This window comes from Ruoffia sp. FAM 26254, assembly GCF_045528545.1.
Taxonomy (GTDB): domain Bacteria; phylum Bacillota; class Bacilli; order Lactobacillales; family Aerococcaceae; genus Ruoffia; species Ruoffia halotolerans.
This window is the reverse complement of record NZ_JBGQQY010000040.1, coordinates 1-18,948: the sequence shown is the minus strand read 5'-3', so window position 1 is coordinate 18,948 and position 18,948 is coordinate 1. Positions and strand designations below refer to the sequence as shown.

The window sequence follows — 18,948 nt, the reverse complement described above, 5'->3', positions numbered from 1 at the left end:
AGATTCCACCTCACGGTGGACACCCTTGCCTTTAGCTAACAGTTCCTACTGCCAAGTCTGTAGTGGACTTTCACCACCAAGTTATCGCCCATGCCGGGCGCACATGCAAAAAACCATTCAAATCACAAATGTGACTTGAATGGTTTAAGTCTTTACGCTTCGTTGTCACTTTCTTCGTTATAGTCCACTTTAATTTGGTTTAATAACGAATCAATATGACTACCGTAATCAATTGAACGATCACGTTCAAATTTAATTTCCGGTGTTTTATATAAAGTTAATTTCTTACCTAAATCTCTACGAACTTTACCTGTAATAGCATCAAGACCTCTTTGAGTCTTTTGTCTCTCACCAGCTTTATCCGATAAAGTACTATAGTAAATTGTCGCTTGTTGTAAATCTCCAGTAACATTTACATCGGTAATTGTTACCCCTTCAACACGTGGATCTTTAATTTCTAATAATAAGATATTATTAACTTCACGCAATATTTCTTGTCTAACTCTACCTGCACGGTATTTTGCCATAGTATCGTCCTCCTTAAAAGGTTATCTTTCTATTTCAACCATATGGAATGCTTCGATAACGTCATCCATTTTAACATCGTTATAGTTTTCAATCATGATACCACATTCATAGCCTTTAGCTACTTGTTTTGCATCATCTTGGAATCGTTTCAAGCTTGCGATTTCACCTTCAAAAATTACAATGTTATCACGAATTAAACGAACTTGACTATCACGAGCAATGTAGCCATCAGTAACGAATGAACCAGCAATCGTACCTAATTTAGACACTGTAAATGTCTCACGTACAAGCGCTTGACCTTGAACTTCTTCTTCATATTCTGGGTCTAGCATACCTTTCATGGCTGTTTCTATTTCATCAATAGCGTCATAAATTACACGATATTGTCTAATGTCGACAACTTCAGAATCTGCTTGTAGACGCGCTTGTGGTGTTGGGCGAACGTTAAATCCAATCACAATCGCACCTGAAGCAGCGGCTAATGAAATGTCACTTTCATTAATTGCTCCAACGGCTTGGTGAACTACATTTACACGCACACCTTCAACTTCAATTTTTTGTAAGCTTGCAGATAATGCTTCAGCTGAACCTTGCACATCGGCTTTAATAATCACGTTAACTGATTTTAATTCGCCTTCTTGTAATGATTCAAATAAGTTATCTAAAGTTACTTTCTTTGTTAAACTACGTTGAGCTTCTTGAGCTTCTTGTGCACGTTGTTCACCGGCTTGACGTGCAGTTTTCTCATCTTCGAATACTACGAATAAGTCACCCGCTTGTGGTGCTGTTTGTAAACCAGTAATCTCAACAGGAGTGGCTGGTCCAGCTGTACGGATACGTCGTCCGATATCGTTAACCATTGTTCTAACACGGCCATACGTATTACCAACAACGATCGGATCTCCAACATTTAAAGTACCATCTTGTACTAATAACGTAGCTGTTGCACCTTGGTTTTTATCAAGACGTGCTTCGATAACTGACCCTAATGCTAAACGGTCAGGGTTAGCTTTCAGTTCTTGAACTTCTGATACTAGTACAATCATTTCTAATAATTCTTCAATATTTTGATTGAATTTCGCTGAGATTTCGACAAAGATGTTGTCTCCACCCCAATCCTCAGAAATAATTCCGTGTTCAGATAACTCTTGTTTTACACGGTCTGGATTTGCTGTTGGTTTATCAATTTTGTTCACAGCGATAATAATTGGTACATCGGCAGCTTTCGCATGGTTAATCGCCTCAACTGTCTGTGGCATTACACCGTCATCGGCAGCTACAACAATAATTGCAATATCCGTTACATCCGCTCCACGAGCACGCATAGTTGTGAAAGCCTCATGTCCAGGTGTATCTAAGAATGTAATAATATTGTCGTCTTCAGTTTCAACTTGGTAAGCACCAATATGTTGAGTAATCCCACCAGCTTCACCTTCTGTAACACGTGAATGACGTAATTGGTCAAGTAATGTTGTTTTACCGTGGTCAACGTGACCCATAATTGTAACAACAGCTGGGCGAATTGTTAATTTAGCTTCATCTTGTTCTTCTTCGAAGTACACATCTAAATCAGATACATCAACAACAACTTTTTCTTCTGGTTCTACACCATATTCAAGCGCGATTAATTCGATCACATCTTTTGAAAGTGCTTGGTTTTGGTTAGCCATAACACCGTTCATCATTAATTTTTTAATGATTTCAGATGCATCTCGATGCAACATTTTAGCAATTTCTTGAATATTTGTTCCTTCAGAATACACTAATTTTTCTGGTAAATCTTTATGTTTACGTTGTGTAATCCCTTTAGAATCAGTGTTCTTGAAATTCTTGTTCCCTTTACCGCGACGGTTGCGTCGATTACGGCGTCCAGGTTGATTAGATGATTTATTGTTATTAGAAGCGTTCTTATTTGAGTTGTTATTCTGCTTAGTATTCGTTTTAGATTCCTCTTTTTTATGTTGATTTTGTTTTGCTTGGTTTTTATCCGATGCTTTTTTATTCGTATTTTGAGAAGTGTTTGAACCTTTTTTATTTGCCTCTTTCGAGTTTGTTTCTGGTTTTTCGGATTTCTTATTGTTTTTATTACTAATAATATTATTCAGTTGCTTTTCTTGCTCTTCAGAAATTGAAGACATATGGCTACCGAATTCCATGCCTTTTGACTTAGCCATAGTTAGTAGCTCTTTACTTGTCAGATCATGTTCTTTTGCATATTCATATACGCGTTTAGTCATGTAATCACCTTCCTAATTAATTAGTCATATGATTCCTCACTCTCCACATCGTAAGATAAAAATTTCTTTGTCATGCCTTGATTTGTCAAACCGATAATTGAACGGTTTTTACCAATAGCTTGACTTAATTCATACTTAGTAAATTCTGTGTTAAGGGGAATATCTTTTCGTTCACTTAAAGAACGGTATCTCTCTAATGTTTTCTCACTGGCATCGCTCGCGCATAATACTAGGCGAACGCGGTTATTTTTTACCGCTTTTTCGACCAATTCATCTCCAGAAATAATCTCTCTGGCGCGCATAGCTAAACCTAACATATTTAATTTTTTAAAATCATTTTTCATAGTAGTTCTTTACGAGCTTTCTGATGATCAATATAATTGTATAACTCATCATAGAATTCATCATTAATCTTCACACCAAATGCACGATCAAATGTTTTTTCTTTTTTTCCTTTTAATGCCAACTCAGGTTCAAGTGCTATATAAGCACCTCGTCCATTTTGTCGTCCTGTTGGATCAAGAAAAACTTCGTTTTCTTTGGATTTAACAACACGCACTAATTCTTTTTTTGGATACATTTCCTGAGATACAATGCATTTTCTCATTGGTTGTTTGCGTTGTTTAGCAGCCATTAGTTCGCTCCTTTAATGAAAATTATCATTTATTATAATTCATCTTGTTCTTCTTGCTCTTCAAGCAATTCATCATAATCTTGCTCATAATCATGCTCAACTTCAGAAATTGCGTCCTCTACAGCTTCAGCATCGTAATTATTCTCATCTAGATCTTGCTCTTCAAGTTGTTCATTGACACTATCATGATCTTCAATTTCTTCTATCTCTTCAACATCAGCAATAATTTCAGCTTCATCGAATGCATCATACTCTTCAGTTAATTCTACTTCATTATTAACTAAGTAATCTTCTTCGATTTCAGCACTTTGTTCTGATAAATACTCTTCATAAGCTGTTTCTGATTTAATATCTATCTTATGTGATGTTAAACGCGCAGCTAAGCGAGCATTTTGCCCTTTTTTACCGATTGCTAACGATAATTGGTAATCTGGCACTACAACGATACAAGAGTTTCCTTCTTCTTCAAAAATTACATTAATAACTTCTGCAGGACTCATAGCGTTACGGATAAATGTTGCAGGATCTTCACTATATTCAATAATATCCATGTTCTCGCCATTCAGTTCATTCACGATTGTTTGTACACGTTGTCCTTTTTGACCCACACATGTACCAACTGGATCAATATTCTCATCACGAGATCTTACCGCAACTTTAGAACGGTCTCCAGCTTCACGTGAAATTGAAACAATCTCAACAATCCCATCATAAATCTCTGGCACTTCTTGTTCAAATAATCTGCGTAAGAAATCCGGATGCGAACGACTCACGACCACTTGTGGTCCTCTAGGTGTTTTATCAATTTTTGATACATACACTTTCACACGTTCGTCAATTTCTAAGTTTTCTCCAGCAATTTGTTCACGAATTGGCATAACTGCCTCAACTTTATCTAAGTTGACATATACAATTCCTTTTTCGAAACGTTCAACAGTCCCAGTTAAAATCTCATCTTCATATTGAATGAATTCATTATAAATAATGTCACGTTCAGCTTCACGAATTCGTTGCATTACAACATGTTTAGCTGTTTGAGTGGCAATACGACCAAAATCGTTTGGTGTTACTTCGAATTTGATTTTGTCGCCGACTTCATAAGCTCGATTAATTTCTAAAGCTTCTTCTAATGAAATTTCAAAAGTAGGGTCATACTTAGTTTCTACGACTTCTTTCACTGAAAATACTTTGATTGATCCACTTTCTTCGTCAAATTCTACTTCAACGTTTTGTGCATTATCGTATCTTTTTTTATACGCTAATACTAAAGCCGATTCGAGAGCTTCCTTGATGACCTGACTAGAAATTCCTTTTTCCTCTTCAAGAATCTGCATAGCTTGTACTAAATCTTTACTCATCTTCTTAATCACCTCATTAATTTTTTAGAATTTAATTGCTAAACGGAGTTTTGATACCGCATCGCGTTTAATTTCAAGTACTTTTTTTCTTGTCTTAATTGTTACTTCAATTTGGAACATTTCATCCGTGACTTCTAATAAAGTACCTTCATGAAATTTCTCCCCAAATTGTGGTACGTAATAATCTAAATGAATATATTCGCCCACAGCATTTAAGATATCTTGTTCAGTTTTTAATGGACGTTCGGCACCTGGCGATGACACTTCTAAAAAATATGCTTTTGGAAATGGATCTGGGCTAATCTGATCGAGTGCCTCACTTAGTTTTTCGCTAATTTTCGCACAATCTTCAATATCTATTCCCTTTTCTTTATCGGCATAGACTCTCAAGTACCAGTTTGGTCCTTCTTTTACATATTCAACATCAACCAAATAACAATTTTCTGATTCTACAATTGGCTCAATTACTGGAACTACGGACTCAATAACTTTACTCAATATTTCACCTCATCCTTTAAATTAAATTCTTAGTTATAAATATGAAAGGAGCAAGCGTCACCGCTCACTCCTCCCCGTCTCTTCTAAATTCCTTAACCAATATACCACAAATCTTTAAAATGTACAAGTAACAGCTTCTTTAAAGCATTCCAAATAAAAAACCTTTAATCAAAATATGATCAAAGGTTTTAGTTTAAATTAATTTGGGTAAATATCATTCACATGATTATTTACATCAATAACTAAGTATAATTTTTTATCTTGGATTTTTCCGGACATGAATTTATTCACTGTACCACTTTCTTCGGTTACTTCGAATGGGAAGTAAACTTCTTCACTGTCTTCATTATCCCATACGACTGTCAATCGTTCGATATCTTGATTTTTTATCACTGTCTCAAACATTCCAGCCTCTAATCCACCTTGATTAATGTCTGTTGTTTGAAAAGTATCAGCTTCAGGTAGTAATTCCATTCTGAAAGCTTCTGAAGGATGAATCTCAACAATTTCTCCATCATTAATTCTACCTAAACTTGTTGAAACACGTTTAATCCAAATATCACCGACTAAATCTACTGGAATTTCCCATTGGCCACCATTATGGAAATGAAAATTAAATGTCTGAACCTTTCTTCCCATTACAATTCTCCCCTTTAAGCTATTTATTTTACTTATAAACTTATTATAACATATTTTTTTGGCGAGTCCAGAAGTTTGTTATTGTTTTCACAATTAAACCATATGAGTAAATCCGTGTTTAATTCAATTAAATTTTAATATGAAACTTTTTCATGTGAATAAAAACATATCAAACTGTTATATTATATTTTCATTATCTGTTATATTTATTTAAGTGCAATTTTATTTCTTATAGTTAACAAGTTGTGCTATAATTCTATTCATATTGAATTGAGAGGATGTTTATATAAATAAAAAAAAGAATAAAACTGTTGCTTTTTAGTTTGTTATTATTCTTATTCTTAGAACCAATGGCTCCTGCTAAAGCTGAGGTATTTTCTGAAGAATTTGTAGGTGAAACTGTGACTATCAGAACGGTCGGTGAAGAATTGGCTGATATATGGGAGTTTGTTGCTGATAAAGCTGAGGAAGATGGCATTGAATTAGACATAGTCCTGTTTACTGACTATAATACACCTAACATTTCATTAGTTGATGGATCATTGGATATGAATGCTTATCAGCATACCGACTTCTTAAATGATTGGAATGAAGCAAATGAAACTAATTTAGTTTCTATTGGAAATACTTTTGCTACCCCATTGAGTTTCTTTTCAGAAAAGCATAATTCTATTGATGATTTACCTGAAGGGGCGATCATTGCTATTCCAAATGATTTGGCAAGTAGCTCTTACGCTTTACAAATCTTAGATTATGCTGAGCTTATTAAACTAGATGAATCAATTGATGCCTTACCAACTGTGAATGACATCGTTGAAAATCCAAATAATTATGAAATCATTGAATTGGAAGCTGCTCAAATTCCAGCTGCCATGGCCGATGTTGATATGGGAGTGATTCATCAGGTCTACTTAGAAAGTACTGACTTTGAACCAAATGATGCTATCTATTCTTATGGCCACAATACTGAAACATTCAATTATAATCGCTTGAACACCGTTACGGTTCGTGAAGAAGATCAAGACAACCCACTATACCAATATATTGTAGATTTATATCAATCAGACGATGTTGCAGACTATATTGAAGAAATTTCAAATGGTGGTCATATTCCTGCTTGGATATTATTAGAAGAATATGAAGCAAGTCTTGAGAATGAACGTAATTAATTATTTATTTTGTGATTATCACAACTTTTACAAACGATACCGTTTGTAGTTATTCTTAAAAAGAAAAACACGCGTAGAAAGTAAGACTTCTCTTGCTTTCTACGCGCGTTTTTTAACAACACATATAAGTTGTATTTGTCTAATTATTTAGTGTTTTTTTCGATATGTGCGATAAATGCATCCGCAACTGTTTGTAAGAAACCACGTGTTTCTTCATTATTTAATTTACCGTCTTCATCAAAGAAGTTTTGTGAATTTGCTAAGTAAACTTCTGGTTGACCTAATACTGGCATATCTAAGAATGCTAATGTAGGACGTAGTGATTGAACAGCGTTCGCACCACTAATATTGGAAATAGAGTGACCTAGGATTAAAGCTGGCTTACCAGCCCATACACTTTGTCCCCAAGGACGAGAAGCAACATCAATGGCATTTTTTAATACTCCAGAAGTTGAACGGTTATATTCTGGTGTCGCAAAAATAATTGCATCTTGTGCTGATACAGCGTTACGGAATTCAGTATATTCGCTTGGGTTGTTTTCATCGTATTCTTCGTTATATAATGGTAAGTTCCCAATTTCTAAGAATTCTACTTCTACATCTGCTGGGAATAACTCAGCTAATGCTACCGACCATTTACGCGCATAGGATTCTTTACGTAAGCTACCTACTACTACTCCAATTTTTGTCATAAAAATAACATCTCCTTAAAATAATTTTGATTACTATTATATTCTAACGACATTCAAATGGTTATGCAAATGAAAAGGTCTGGTTTTTGAAAATAATTTCGTTTTAGAGATAATTATTGATATTTACATAAAAAACTTCTTTTTAGGTTAGAAAACTTAAAAAGAAGTGTAAATTATTCAATATTTAAAATAAACTGAGCTGATCTTCATCTGGTAATCCTTCTAAGACGCCATTATCGTCTAAGTACGCTAGTACTGTTTTTGAAACTTTACCACGCTTTTGTAAATCTTCTTTTGATAAGAATGGAGCTTCTTGACGTGCTTTCACAATTTGTTCAGCTACGTTATTACCTAAACCAGGAACGGCTCTAAATGGTGGAATTAATGAATCTCCTTCGATTATGAAATGTTTCGAGTCAGATTTTTCAATATTAATCATTTGGAATTTAAATCCACGTTCTAACATTTCATTCGCTATCTCTAGTTCTGTCACTAATTCTTTTTCTTTATTTGTTGCTCCAAAGCCTTTGTCATTAATTTCACGGACACGTCTTTTGACCATTTCTTTCCCTTGATGCATAGCAACTAAATCAAAGTCTTTTGCACGAATTGAGAAATACGCAGCGTAATAGTACATTGGATAATACACTTTAAAGTAAGCTACACGCAAGGCCATCAGAACATAAGCAGCCGCATGGGCTTTCGGGAACATATACTTAATTTTTAAACAAGAGTCAATGTACCATTCTGGAACATTATTACTTCGCATATCTGCTTGCCAGTCATCAGGAATTCCTTTCCCCTTACGCACATGCTCCATAATTTGGAAGGCGGTCCCATCTTCTAAACCGTATTGAATTAAAGTTGTCATAATATCATCACGACAACCAATTACATCAGATAGTTCTACAACATTATTTTTAATTAATTCTTGAGCATTTCCTAACCAAACATCTGTCCCATGTGAAAGTCCAGAGATTTGAAGTAACTCCGCGAAAGTTTTAGGTTTTGTTTCTGAAACCATGCCTCGCACGAAGCCAGTCCCGAATTCTGGAACCCCAAGTGTTCCGGTATCAGAATTTATTTGTTCTGGCGTTACCCCCAGTACTTCAGTACCGCTGAATATTTGCATCACTTTTTCATCTACAGGCGGAATATCCATTGGATCAATACCACTTAAATCTTGTAACATACGAATCATGGTCGGATCATCGTGACCAAGAATATCAAGCTTTAAGACATTGGCATCAATAGAATGGAAATCAAAGTGTGTAGTCTTCCATTCGGCATTCACATCGTCCGCTGGATATTGCACAGGTGTAAAGTCGTAAACATCCATGAAGTCAGGGATAACAATAATACCACCCGGATGTTGACCTGTTGTTCTTCGAGCGCCTTCAATACCATAGGCTAATCGTTCTCTTTCAGCCTGAGGCAAATGCTCACCTGAAGATTCTAGATATCCTCGAATGTAACCGTGAGCAGTTTTATTGGCAACTGTACCTATTGTTCCTGCACGAAAGACATAATCTTCACCGAATAACTCCTTAGTATACGCATGCGCTTTTGCTTGGTAATCTCCTGAGAAGTTCAAATCAATATCGGGAACTTTGTCTCCGTAGAATCCAAGGAAAGTTTCGAACGGAATATCTTGTCCATCTTTTTTCAATTCGGCTCCACAATCAGGACAAGCCTTTGGTGGAAGGTCGTAACCAGATTTATGTTCACCATTAGTGAAAAACTCACTATAGTGGCATTCTGTACAATAATAATGTGCGGCTAAGGGATTCACTTCAGTAATTCCTGTTAAGGTGGCTACTAAACTTGATCCAACTGATCCACGAGAACCAACTAAATATCCATCATCATTACTTTTAAGCACTAATTTTTGTGAGATTAAATAAATAACCGCGAACCCATTCGATATAATACTGTCCAATTCCTTTTTGATTCGCTTATCAACGATATCAGGCAGAGGATTTCCGTACATTTCATGCGCTTTGTCATAACTCATTTGAGTAATTTCTTCTTCAGCACCTTCAATAACAGGTGGATATAATTCATCTTTAATCACAGCAACTTCTTCAATTGAATCTGCAATTTTTTGAGTATTCTCAACGACGATTTCTTGGGCTTTTTCAGCACCAAGGAAAGAAAATTCTTGTAACATCTCATCAGTCGTTCTGAAATGAACTCTTGGCATATGTAAAGTTCTGTTAGCGTTGATTTTCATCGATTTCTTCAATACTTCACGGTAAATTTCATCTTTTTCATCCAGGTAATGGACATTCCCAGTCGCAACAACGGTTTTGTTCTTTTCATCACCTAAACGAAGCATTTCACTGATAATATGTTTTAAGTCAGCTTCGTTACGAATCAATTCATCTTTGATGAGTGGTTCATAAACTGATGGAGGTTGCACTTCGATAAAGTCATAATAATCAACAAGTTCGCTTGCTTCTTCATACCCTTTTTGCATCATGGCAGTGAATACTTCTCCTGTTGAACACGCCGTTCCAATTAATAAATCATCACGATATTGGGTCAATTCAGATCTTGGAATACGAGGTACACGGTAGAAATACTCTGTACTGGACATGGATATCAGCTTAAATAAAGCTTTCAATCCGTCTTGGTTCTTAACTAATATAGTTGCATGGAAAGGTCTTGATTGTTTAAAACTCTCACCCTGTCCTATTTGGTCGTTTAATTGGTTATGATTGATGATACCAAATTGATCCTTCGCTTGTTCTAATAACTTCATCAAGATGTACCCTGTTGTCTCGGAGTCATAGACTGCTCGGTGATGCTGTTCTAGTTGAACGTTATATCGCTTAGCTAAAGTATTCAAACGGTGTGATTTATAATCTGGATTCACTAAACGAGACAGTTCTAATGTATCAATCACTGGTAAGTCAGTTTGTGGTAAGCCAACACGTTCATAGCCTTTATTAATGAAGCCAATATCAAACGTTGCGTTATGCGCAACTAGAATAGAATCACCACAAAACTGTTGGAATTGTTCTAAAACAGGTTTAGCCGTTGGAGCATCTTTAACCATATCATCAGTAATACCTGTTAACTCAGTAGTGAAAGCTGACAAAGGTTTGTTTGGATTAATAAAGGCTTCGAATGTATCAATAATTTCGCCTTCTCTCATCTTCACTCCTGCAAGTTCTATGATGTCATCATAGACAGATGATAGTCCAGTCGTCTCCACGTCAAATACAACATATGTTGCTTCATCTAAAGCCTCATCTCTTAAGTTAAATGCGATGGGTTCACCGTCATTCACGACATAAGCTTCAATTCCGTAGATTACTTTTATTCCATGTTTTTTACCCGCCCAATACGCATCTGGGAAAGATTGTGCTACAGCGTGATCCGTTATAGCAACTGCTTTATGACCCCATTTAGCTGCTTGAGTAACAATATCAGTGGCTGAGTTTGTTGCATCTAATTGACTCATATTTGTATGAGCATGCAATTCAACACGTTTACCATCAGCCGGTGCTTTATCTTCACGGCCAGGGACCGTTACTTTTCTAACACTTCTCGGTCTAAAATATAATTCCGAAGTGAAATTATCTGGGATCATATCTCCCTCTAGTCGAATCCATTCACCTTTACTAAATTGATTCAATGCTTCTTTTGAGATGCGACGGCCAGACATCAGCTTAACAGTCACTGAGCTCGTGTAGTCAGTAATATTCATAATTAAAAGCTGATTTCCACTACGCAAGTCTTTAATTTCATGCGAAAATATAAAACCTTCAATGATTTGTTTAAATTGATTATCATCTAATTCAATCATTGGCAAAGCCGGTTTATTAGGAATATCTTTCCCTATATCATCAGAGGTTGATTGCACAACTGTTCGCTCTTGTTTTTGTCTTTTTTCTTGAATTTCTAAAGCTTCTAATAAGCTCTGTTCATCTTCATTACTTTGACGATCTCGAACTGCGTTAATCTCATCTTGTAATAACTCTTCGTCAACGTAGTACTCTAAATTAAGGTCAGTAATTTGGACTTGTTCGAGTTTCTCTATTAATAATCGTTCGTATTTTTCTTTTAACATATTAATTTGAATATCACTAGCTAATCCAATTCTTAATGATTCGCCAACGATTTCATACTTCGCTTGAGACAAGATCGACCGAATAAAAGGCTTTTCTTGTGCTATTACTGACATAATAGCGTACCAATATTCAAGTATGTTATTAGATTCTAAAGAATCCTCTTCAAATAGCCACCAAGTCTCAACTCTACCAATATGCTCAAATGCTTTTATTATATGATGTTGAAAAATTTGATATGCATTTGGATGAATTCGATTTGGCGAAATAAATGTAAAATGCCATTGGTTTGACTGTGCTAATATATTCACAGTTTTAATTTCAGTATGTTGTAGTTCTTCAACGATTTCTTCATCATTTAATTGAATATGATCGAGAAGTAATTCGAATAATTCTCTTTTATCAGCCATAATAACTCCTTTCGATAAAATTAAGGATGCAACCATCAATAATGATGCCACATCCTCAAATTAAAACTTATTGGAAAAATGCCCTGTTAATATCATTCCATGTTACAGCAACCATTAATACTACCATAATTAACACGCCAATAATTGTAATGATTCCTTCTTTTGATTCACTTAATGGTTTCCCTCTAATTGCTTCAATCGCATTTAAAACAATTTTACCACCGTCTAAAGCTGGTATGGGTAGTAAGTTGAATACTCCTAAATTAGCAGAAAGCATCGCTAAGAAGTTCACTATTACTGGTAGCCCAAGGCTAACAACTTGATCAGTCATCTGAGCCATCGCTACTGGGCCACCAAAGTTATTAATATTGAAGCCACTCGTAATCATACTGCCGATAACTCCTAATACGCCAGTGATAATTCCCCAAGTCGCTGTCACACCATAAGTAATACTACTTCCAAAACTAAACTCTCTATCCGCAATAATTCCAATTTGTCCAATTTCGTTACCAGATTGTTCATCCGTCACAGCCTGAACATTCACAACTGTATCAACCGTTTCATTCTCACGTTCAACAGTCATTTGTAATTCTTCGTTTGGTCTTTCTTGAATTAATAATACTAAATCAGACCACTCACTTACAGATTGCCCATCGACTTCAGTTACTCTATCGCCATCAACTAAACCAGCTTCTTGAGCTACTGATCCATCAACAACTTCACCAATGACGCTATCTGTATTAGGAATACCAATCATAAAAGCAACAATTGTAAAAGCAATAATGGATAATATAAAGTTATTCATTGGTCCTGCAAAGTTAGTAATCATCTTATTCCAAACACTCGCACTTTCATAGCGCATTTCACGTGGTGCAACTGGTAATTTAGTTCCATCCGCTTCAATTATGTTTGCTTTTTTTGCCACTGAGTATTTTACAATATCTGTTTGTCCAACTGGAACAGCTTCAATGATCATCTCATCAATTAAATCAACATTGTCAACTCTGACTGGCATCTCGTCAACTGAAAAGTTATCCGATAAATTAATCAATGATACTTGATCATTATCATTAATTTCTAAACCTACTTCCATTCCAGCTTGAATTTCATCTTCTTCATATAATCCAGCTAGACGAACGTAACCACCAAGTGGTAACAATCTGACTGTATATGTTGTTCCATCTTTCCCTTGTTTAGAAAATAATTTAGGACCCATCCCTAACGCAAATTCTCTAACTAAAATTCCTGCACGCTTTGCGAAAAAATAGTGTCCAAACTCATGTATAACTACAATTATCGAAAATATGACTAAAAATACTAGTAAAGTCGTCAATAGTAACCATCCTATCTAAATAAATTTATCCAAAACATCATTATAAAACTTGCGAAAATTAAACTATCAAATCGGTCTAACATACCACCATGACCCGGTAAAAATTTACCCGAATCTTTAACGTTAAAATAACGTTTAAATGCCGATTCAACTAAATCACCAAATTGTCCAAAAAGTGACACTATAATTGTTAACATCCATATTTGATTCACTACACCTAAGGCTGGTTGGAATAAAGCGACAAATATACTTGAAACAAGTAGTGCGGTTAAAACCCCACCAATCATTCCTTCAACTGTCTTATTCGGGCTGATTTCAGGAGCCAGTGGTCTTTTTCCTAACTTCCTACCGACAAAGTACGCACCGGAATCAGTTGACCATACTACAACTAATAAGTAAAGAATTGTTTCTAGACCCATCTCGCGAAATAGTATTAAGAATCTAAAACCATAACCTATATAAATACAGGCAAACACAATGATAGCCGCATGAGCAAAATTAAATTTTCGATGGTTGAATACAGTAAATACTAACAACATCAGACTACAAATGTAAAATAAATACTCTGGATTGCCCTGTTTCAAAATTTCTGGCATATACATTTGAGGTATGAGTAAAGAAGTCAAACCAACGACAGAAAAGAAACCAATATGATTAAATATATTTAGTTTCTGCATTTCTGCAAATTCAAATAAGCCTATAATTCCAATAACCCACATCGCAAATGCATAATAACCGCCACCTATTAATAAGAATGGGATATAAAGCGCAAGTGCTATGACGGCACTTCTAATTCTTACAATCAAAATTATTCCTCCTAAGACTTAAGACGACAGACAATTATTAAACTTTTCCAAATCGTCGTTGTCTGCCGTTATAAGCATTAATAGCCTTGTCAAGTTCACCCTCATTAAAATCAGGCCATAAGACATCTGTAAAGTAAAACTCACTATAGGCAGCTTGCCACAATAGGAAATTGCTTAAGCGTTCTTCTCCACTTGTTCGAATAATTAAATCAGGATCACTGAGTTCATTATAACGACTCGTCATTAAATGTTTATTAATTAATTCTTCTGATACATCACTTAAATTAATATTTTCTTTTTGAATTTCAGTTATAATACTTTTCACTGCACTAGTAATTTCCTGTCGTGCCCCATAATTCAATGCAAAGTTTAATATCATTCCAGTACAATGTTTAGTATCCTCAATGGCTGAGTTTAAGATTCCTTTAGTTTCTTCAGGAAGTGCATCTGTGTCACCGATGACTTCAATTCGAATATTATGTTCAATTAATTCAGGTAAAAAATCGTTAAAGAATTCCTTCGGCAATTTCATCAGAAAGTCCACTTCATCTTTAGGTCGTCCCCAATTTTCTGTTGAAAAAGCATACATTGTAATTAATTTTATATTAAGTTCATTCGCTCTAATTGTAATTTTTTTAATTGCTTGAACACCTTTTCGATGCCCAACTACGCGTGGTAAAAATCTTTTCTTAGCCCAGCGTCCATTTCCATCCATTATAATTGCAATGTGCTTGGGAACTGTTTCAAATTCATTATTCATAAAATACTCCCTTTTAAATAATCATCCCTAGTATTATACCAAAATAATGCTAAATTACGAATAATAATCATGAAAACAAAAAAATACTTTTATCTAAAAAGTTAGTAAAACCTTCCGATAAAAGTATTTTCAATTTGAATTCAAATCAACAGCAATCATTAGGACGATTATTCAATTAATCGTTAAAAATCTCATCCTCTTTAGCTTTAGTTAATTCTTCGATTTTTTTAGTTGAGTCATCAGTAATTTTTTGGATATCTGATTCATAATCTTTTACATCATCTTCAGTTAATTCTTTTGCTTTTTCAAGCTTTTTAACTGAATCAATAACGTCACGACGAATATTTCGGATAGAAACTTTTGCATTTTCTTGTTCTTTTCCGACAACTTTCGCTAATTCTGCACGTCTTTCTTTCGTCAATGCTGGAATTACTAAACGAATCACGTCTCCATCATTTGATGGTGTAATACCGATATCACTTTGTAAAATAGCTTTTTCAATATCAGTTAAGCTAGATTTATCATAAGGTGATATAACTAACATTCTTGCTTCTGGACTTGAAATACCCGCAAGTTGATTCAATGGCGTTGGAACACCATAATAATTTACGTTTACACGGTCTAATATACTTGCATTTGCTCGTCCAGCACGAATTGAAGCAATTTCGCGTTGATAAGCCTCAACGGATTTGTTCATTCTTTCTTTAGTTGTAGATAAAATTTCACTCGGTGTCATAAAAAAATCCTCCTAATAATACTCTATAGTTCAATTTAACTCATTATACCATATTTCATGTATAATGAGTATTAAATCAGACATTCAGATAGATATGATATGTTTAACACTAACTATCGTCAATAACTATTAACCTTTAAAATATGTACTATTGATTATTTAGTTTTGCTTCAACTGTTGTTCCGATATTTTCTCCAAGAATAACACGGCGAATATTCCCTGATTCATTTAAGTTAAATACAACTAAAGGTATGTCATTATCCATACTTAATGAACTTGCAGTAGAATCCATCACTTTCAGGCCTTTTGAAATAACATCAAGGTGAGTTAAGTTATCATACTTAACGGCAGCTTTGTTCTCTTTTGGATCAGAGTCATAAACACCATCAACATTATTTTTTGCCATAAGGATAACATCCGCATTGATCTCAGCGGCACGTAATGCTGCTGTTGTATCAGTTGTAAAGTAAGGATTCCCTGTTCCACCAGCAAAGATGACTACACGGCCTTTTTCAAGATGACGAATTGCACGACGACGAATATACGGCTCTGCGATTTGACGCATCTCTACTGAAGTTTGTACACGTGTTGGAACGCCTCTATTTTCTAATACATCTTGTAATGCTAAGGCATTCATTACTGTTGCTAGCATGCCCATGTAATCAGCTTGAGAACGTTCCATTCCCATTTCTTCACCGATTGTACCACGCCAGATATTCCCTCCACCTACAACAATGGCTATTTCAACACCTAAGTCATGAATGTCCTTAAGTTCTTCTACCATTTCTTTAATTGTATCGGGATGGATTCCAAAGCCTTGATTTCCAGCAATTGCCTCTCCACTAAGCTTTAAAATTACACGTTTGTATTTTGTTGTTTCTTTAGTCATATCATACTGCCTTTCTTATTCGTAATCGTATCTTTAAAAATAGCCCCAGGAAACTGGGGCTAAGGGTATAAAATTAATCTTTTTTCATTTGAGCAGCAACTTCGTCAGCAAAGTTGTCTTGGCGTTTTTCGATTCCTTCACCAACAGTGAAACGAATGAATTGTTTGATCGTTCCACCTTTATCACCTACGAATTTACCAACTGTTTGATCGTTATCTTTAACAAATGGTTGTTCGTTTAAGCTAATTTCAGCTAAGAATTTGTTCATACGGCCATCAATCATTTTTTCAACGATATTAGCTGGTTTACCTTCGTTTAATGCGATTTCTGTTTGAACTTTTTTCTCGTGTTCTAATTCTTCAGCAGGAACTTCGTCACGGTTAACGTATTTAGGTTGGATTGCAGCAACGTGCATTGAAACATCTTTCGCTACATCTTCATCAGATAATCCTTCGATTAATGTGATAACAGCGATTTGTCCACCACCATGGATGTACTCACCAAAAGTATCGTTATCTGTTTTTTCTAAGATAGCGAAACGACGGAAAGAAATTTTCTCACCGATTTTATTAGTAGCTTCTAAGACGATGTCAGCAATTGTTTTGCCATCAACTTCGATAGCGTTAGCTTCTTCCATAGTAGCTGGTTTGTTAGCAGCAACTGCATCAGCAATTGTGTTAACAATATTTACGAATTCTTCGTTTTTAGAAACAAAGTCAGTTTCTGAATTAACTTCGATAATTGCAGCTGTGTTTCCGTTGATACTTGTTGCAGCTAAACCTTCTGCAGCGATACGACTTGCTTTTTTAGCAGCTTTAGATAAACCTTTTTCTCTTAAAAAGTCAATCGCTTTATCCATATCTCCGTCAACTTCAACCAACGCTTTTTTCGCGTCCATCATACCTACACCAGTCAGTTCGCGTAGTTCTTTAACTTGTTTTGCACTAATTTTAGCCATTAAACTCAAATCCTCCTTGATATTTTAAAGTCAAAATAAAAAACTGTCCTAACACAGGGCAAGGTTTTTAGACCTGTGTAACGTCCTGAATTAAGACAGCTGTGAATAATCTAATTATTAAGCTTCTGTTGAATCCGCTGTAGTAGCTTCTTCTTCAGAATCAAATAAGTTATCGAAAAATTCTTTGTCAGATTTTTCTTCTGAATCATCTTCACTATGTCCTTGGTTTCCTTCAAGAACTGCGTCAGCCATTGCAGATGTGATTAATTTAATCGCACGAATAGCATCGTCATTTGATGGAATAACATAGTCAATTTCATCTGGATCACAGTTTGTATCAACCATTCCAACTAATGGAATATTTAATTTTTTAGCTTCTTGGATTGCAATGTGTTCTTTGCGTGGGTCAACGATAAAGATTACATCTGGAATACGAGGCATATCTTTAATACCACCAAGGTTTTGCTCTAAACGATCTAATTCTTTACGTAATTGTAATACTTCTTTTTTAGGTAATACATCAAATGTTCCATCTTCTTCCATTTTTTCAATAGATTTTAGACGACGGATACTTTGTTGGATTGTTTCCCAGTTAGTTAATAATCCACCTAACCAACGGTGGTTAATGTAGTATTGACCAGCACGTTTTGCTTGCTCGTCGATTGCACCTTGTGCTTGTTTTTTAGTACCTACAAATAATACAACCGCTCCATTAGCTGCTTCGTCACGCATAAAGTTATACGCTTTATCAACTAACTTAACTGTTTTTTGTAAGTCAATAATATAAATACCGTTACGCTCCGTAAAGATGTAAGGTTTCATTTTTGGGTTCCAGCGACGTGTTTGGTGTCCGAAATGCACACCAGCTTCTAACAATTGTTTCATTGAAATAACTGCCATAATTATCATTCTCCTTTGGTTTTGTTTTCCTCCGAATAACTCTACTAACAAAACGTCTCTCCGAGGAGAGCACCCGTTAAATTATCATTATTCGTGTGTTTTTGGTTTTACACCACGGACTATATTACTATATACTTTCGTATTATGCAAGCTAGTTTATTACATTTGTTTAAAATAGTTAGCATATCTATATTTAAATGTTGAATTGCAATAATTATTGCGACAATTTTTTATTTACTCAATTAATAAGAGTTCGTGTAAAAATACTTCCAAAGGTGTTTGGTAATCTAAGCATTTCCTAGGACGATTATTCATTAACCACAAA

General features: G+C 35.1%; 17 protein-coding genes. 1 reads left to right on the top strand and 16 read right to left on the bottom strand.

The genetic code is table 11. From position 1 onward, the window contains the following. Positions 1-152: 152 nt before the first annotated feature. The 7 genes from rbfA to ACEN3Z_RS09110 all read right to left on the bottom strand — a co-directional run bounded on the left by rbfA (position 153) and on the right by ACEN3Z_RS09110 (position 5,894). A complete protein-coding gene (gene rbfA / locus ACEN3Z_RS09140) occupies positions 153-527 on the bottom strand; it encodes a 30S ribosome-binding factor RbfA (protein ID WP_407090602.1) in 375 nt (124 codons plus the stop codon). 21 nt (positions 528-548) lie between these two features. Next, complete coding sequence (infB, locus tag ACEN3Z_RS09135; protein ID WP_407090601.1) at positions 549-2,765, bottom strand: translation initiation factor IF-2; 2,217 nt, start codon at positions 2,763-2,765, stop codon at positions 549-551. Between the two features lie 20 nt (positions 2,766-2,785). Further along, complete coding sequence (locus tag ACEN3Z_RS09130) at positions 2,786-3,109, bottom strand: L7Ae/L30e/S12e/Gadd45 family ribosomal protein (RefSeq protein WP_407090600.1); 324 nt, start codon at positions 3,107-3,109, stop codon at positions 2,786-2,788. Beyond that, positions 3,106-3,399 carry an RNase P modulator RnpM gene (gene rnpM / locus ACEN3Z_RS09125; RefSeq protein WP_407090599.1) on the bottom strand — a complete coding sequence of 98 codons (294 nt, stop codon included), beginning with the start codon at positions 3,397-3,399 and terminating at the stop codon, positions 3,106-3,108. The genes ACEN3Z_RS09130 and rnpM overlap by 4 nt, the downstream gene beginning before the upstream one ends. A gap of 32 nt (positions 3,400-3,431) precedes the next feature. Continuing rightward, on the bottom strand, positions 3,432-4,757 hold the full coding sequence (gene nusA, locus ACEN3Z_RS09120) for a transcription termination factor NusA (protein ID WP_407090598.1): 1,326 nt from the start codon (positions 4,755-4,757) through the stop codon (positions 3,432-3,434). Positions 4,758-4,781: 24 nt separating this feature from the next. Next, a complete protein-coding gene (rimP, locus tag ACEN3Z_RS09115) occupies positions 4,782-5,255 on the bottom strand; it encodes a ribosome maturation factor RimP (protein ID WP_407090597.1) in 474 nt (157 codons plus the stop codon). 198 nt (positions 5,256-5,453) lie between these two features. Then, complete coding sequence (locus ACEN3Z_RS09110; RefSeq protein WP_407090596.1) at positions 5,454-5,894, bottom strand: hypothetical protein; 441 nt, start codon at positions 5,892-5,894, stop codon at positions 5,454-5,456. Between the two features lie 311 nt (positions 5,895-6,205). Between ACEN3Z_RS09110 and ACEN3Z_RS09105 the strand changes: the two genes are divergently transcribed. After that, on the top strand, positions 6,206-7,063 hold the full coding sequence (locus ACEN3Z_RS09105; RefSeq protein WP_407090595.1) for a MetQ/NlpA family ABC transporter substrate-binding protein: 858 nt from the start codon (positions 6,206-6,208) through the stop codon (positions 7,061-7,063). A 143-nt stretch (positions 7,064-7,206) separates the two neighbouring features. On the opposite strand, the gene ACEN3Z_RS09100 is transcribed toward ACEN3Z_RS09105, so the two are convergent. The 9 genes from ACEN3Z_RS09100 to rpsB form a co-directional block, all read right to left on the bottom strand. Further along, positions 7,207-7,755: an NADPH-dependent FMN reductase gene (locus ACEN3Z_RS09100; protein ID WP_197104441.1), complete on the bottom strand. Its 549-nt coding sequence runs from the start codon at positions 7,753-7,755 to the stop codon at positions 7,207-7,209. Positions 7,756-7,939: 184 nt separating this feature from the next. Continuing rightward, entirely contained in the window at positions 7,940-12,241 is a 4,302-nt protein-coding gene (locus ACEN3Z_RS09095; RefSeq protein WP_407090594.1) for a PolC-type DNA polymerase III, read from the bottom strand. Positions 12,242-12,308: 67 nt separating this feature from the next. Continuing rightward, the gene (gene rseP / locus ACEN3Z_RS09090) at positions 12,309-13,574 is read right to left on the bottom strand and encodes an RIP metalloprotease RseP (RefSeq protein ID WP_407090593.1); all 1,266 of its coding nucleotides are present in this window, start codon (positions 13,572-13,574) and stop codon (positions 12,309-12,311) included. 11 nt (positions 13,575-13,585) lie between these two features. Then, positions 13,586-14,380 (bottom strand): phosphatidate cytidylyltransferase, encoded by a 795-nt coding sequence (locus tag ACEN3Z_RS09085; protein ID WP_407090592.1) that lies wholly within the window; start codon positions 14,378-14,380, stop codon positions 13,586-13,588. Positions 14,381-14,417: 37 nt separating this feature from the next. After that, positions 14,418-15,140: an isoprenyl transferase gene (locus ACEN3Z_RS09080; RefSeq protein ID WP_338489085.1), complete on the bottom strand. Its 723-nt coding sequence runs from the start codon at positions 15,138-15,140 to the stop codon at positions 14,418-14,420. 175 nt (positions 15,141-15,315) lie between these two features. Then, positions 15,316-15,876, bottom strand: a complete 561-nt coding sequence (gene frr / locus ACEN3Z_RS09075) for a ribosome recycling factor (protein WP_338489086.1) — start codon at positions 15,874-15,876, stop codon at positions 15,316-15,318. Positions 15,877-16,024: 148 nt separating this feature from the next. After that, a complete protein-coding gene (pyrH, locus tag ACEN3Z_RS09070) occupies positions 16,025-16,765 on the bottom strand; it encodes a UMP kinase (protein ID WP_338489088.1) in 741 nt (246 codons plus the stop codon). A 73-nt stretch (positions 16,766-16,838) separates the two neighbouring features. Beyond that, positions 16,839-17,723: a translation elongation factor Ts gene (gene tsf, locus ACEN3Z_RS09065; protein WP_338489090.1), complete on the bottom strand. Its 885-nt coding sequence runs from the start codon at positions 17,721-17,723 to the stop codon at positions 16,839-16,841. Positions 17,724-17,840: 117 nt separating this feature from the next. Next, entirely contained in the window at positions 17,841-18,623 is a 783-nt protein-coding gene (gene rpsB, locus ACEN3Z_RS09060) for a 30S ribosomal protein S2 (protein ID WP_138404893.1), read from the bottom strand. Positions 18,624-18,948: the final 325 nt, after the last annotated feature.

Bases quoted from the DNA above. Each gene is read 5' to 3' on its own strand.
- rpsB (WP_138404893.1), bottom strand. From the start codon at position 18,623: ATGGCAGTTATTTCAATGAAACAATTGTTAGAAGCTGGTGTGCATTTC.
- frr (WP_338489086.1), bottom strand. From the start codon at position 15,876: ATGACACCGAGTGAAATTTTATCTACAACTAAAGAAAGAATGAACAAA.
- rbfA (WP_407090602.1), bottom strand. From the start codon at position 527: ATGGCAAAATACCGTGCAGGTAGAGTTAGACAAGAAATATTGCGTGAA.
- ACEN3Z_RS09095 (WP_407090594.1), bottom strand. From the start codon at position 12,241: ATGGCTGATAAAAGAGAATTATTCGAATTACTTCTCGATCATATTCAA.
- tsf (WP_338489090.1), bottom strand. From the start codon at position 17,723: ATGGCTAAAATTAGTGCAAAACAAGTTAAAGAACTACGCGAACTGACT.
- infB (WP_407090601.1), bottom strand. From the start codon at position 2,765: ATGACTAAACGCGTATATGAATATGCAAAAGAACATGATCTGACAAGT.
- nusA (WP_407090598.1), bottom strand. From the start codon at position 4,757: ATGAGTAAAGATTTAGTACAAGCTATGCAGATTCTTGAAGAGGAAAAA.
- ACEN3Z_RS09100 (WP_197104441.1), bottom strand. From the start codon at position 7,755: ATGACAAAAATTGGAGTAGTAGTAGGTAGCTTACGTAAAGAATCCTAT.
- ACEN3Z_RS09080 (WP_338489085.1), bottom strand. From the start codon at position 15,140: ATGAATAATGAATTTGAAACAGTTCCCAAGCACATTGCAATTATAATG.
- ACEN3Z_RS09130 (WP_407090600.1), bottom strand. From the start codon at position 3,109: ATGAAAAATGATTTTAAAAAATTAAATATGTTAGGTTTAGCTATGCGC.
- ACEN3Z_RS09110 (WP_407090596.1), bottom strand. From the start codon at position 5,894: ATGGGAAGAAAGGTTCAGACATTTAATTTTCATTTCCATAATGGTGGC.
- rnpM (WP_407090599.1), bottom strand. From the start codon at position 3,399: ATGGCTGCTAAACAACGCAAACAACCAATGAGAAAATGCATTGTATCT.
- pyrH (WP_338489088.1), bottom strand. From the start codon at position 16,765: ATGACTAAAGAAACAACAAAATACAAACGTGTAATTTTAAAGCTTAGT.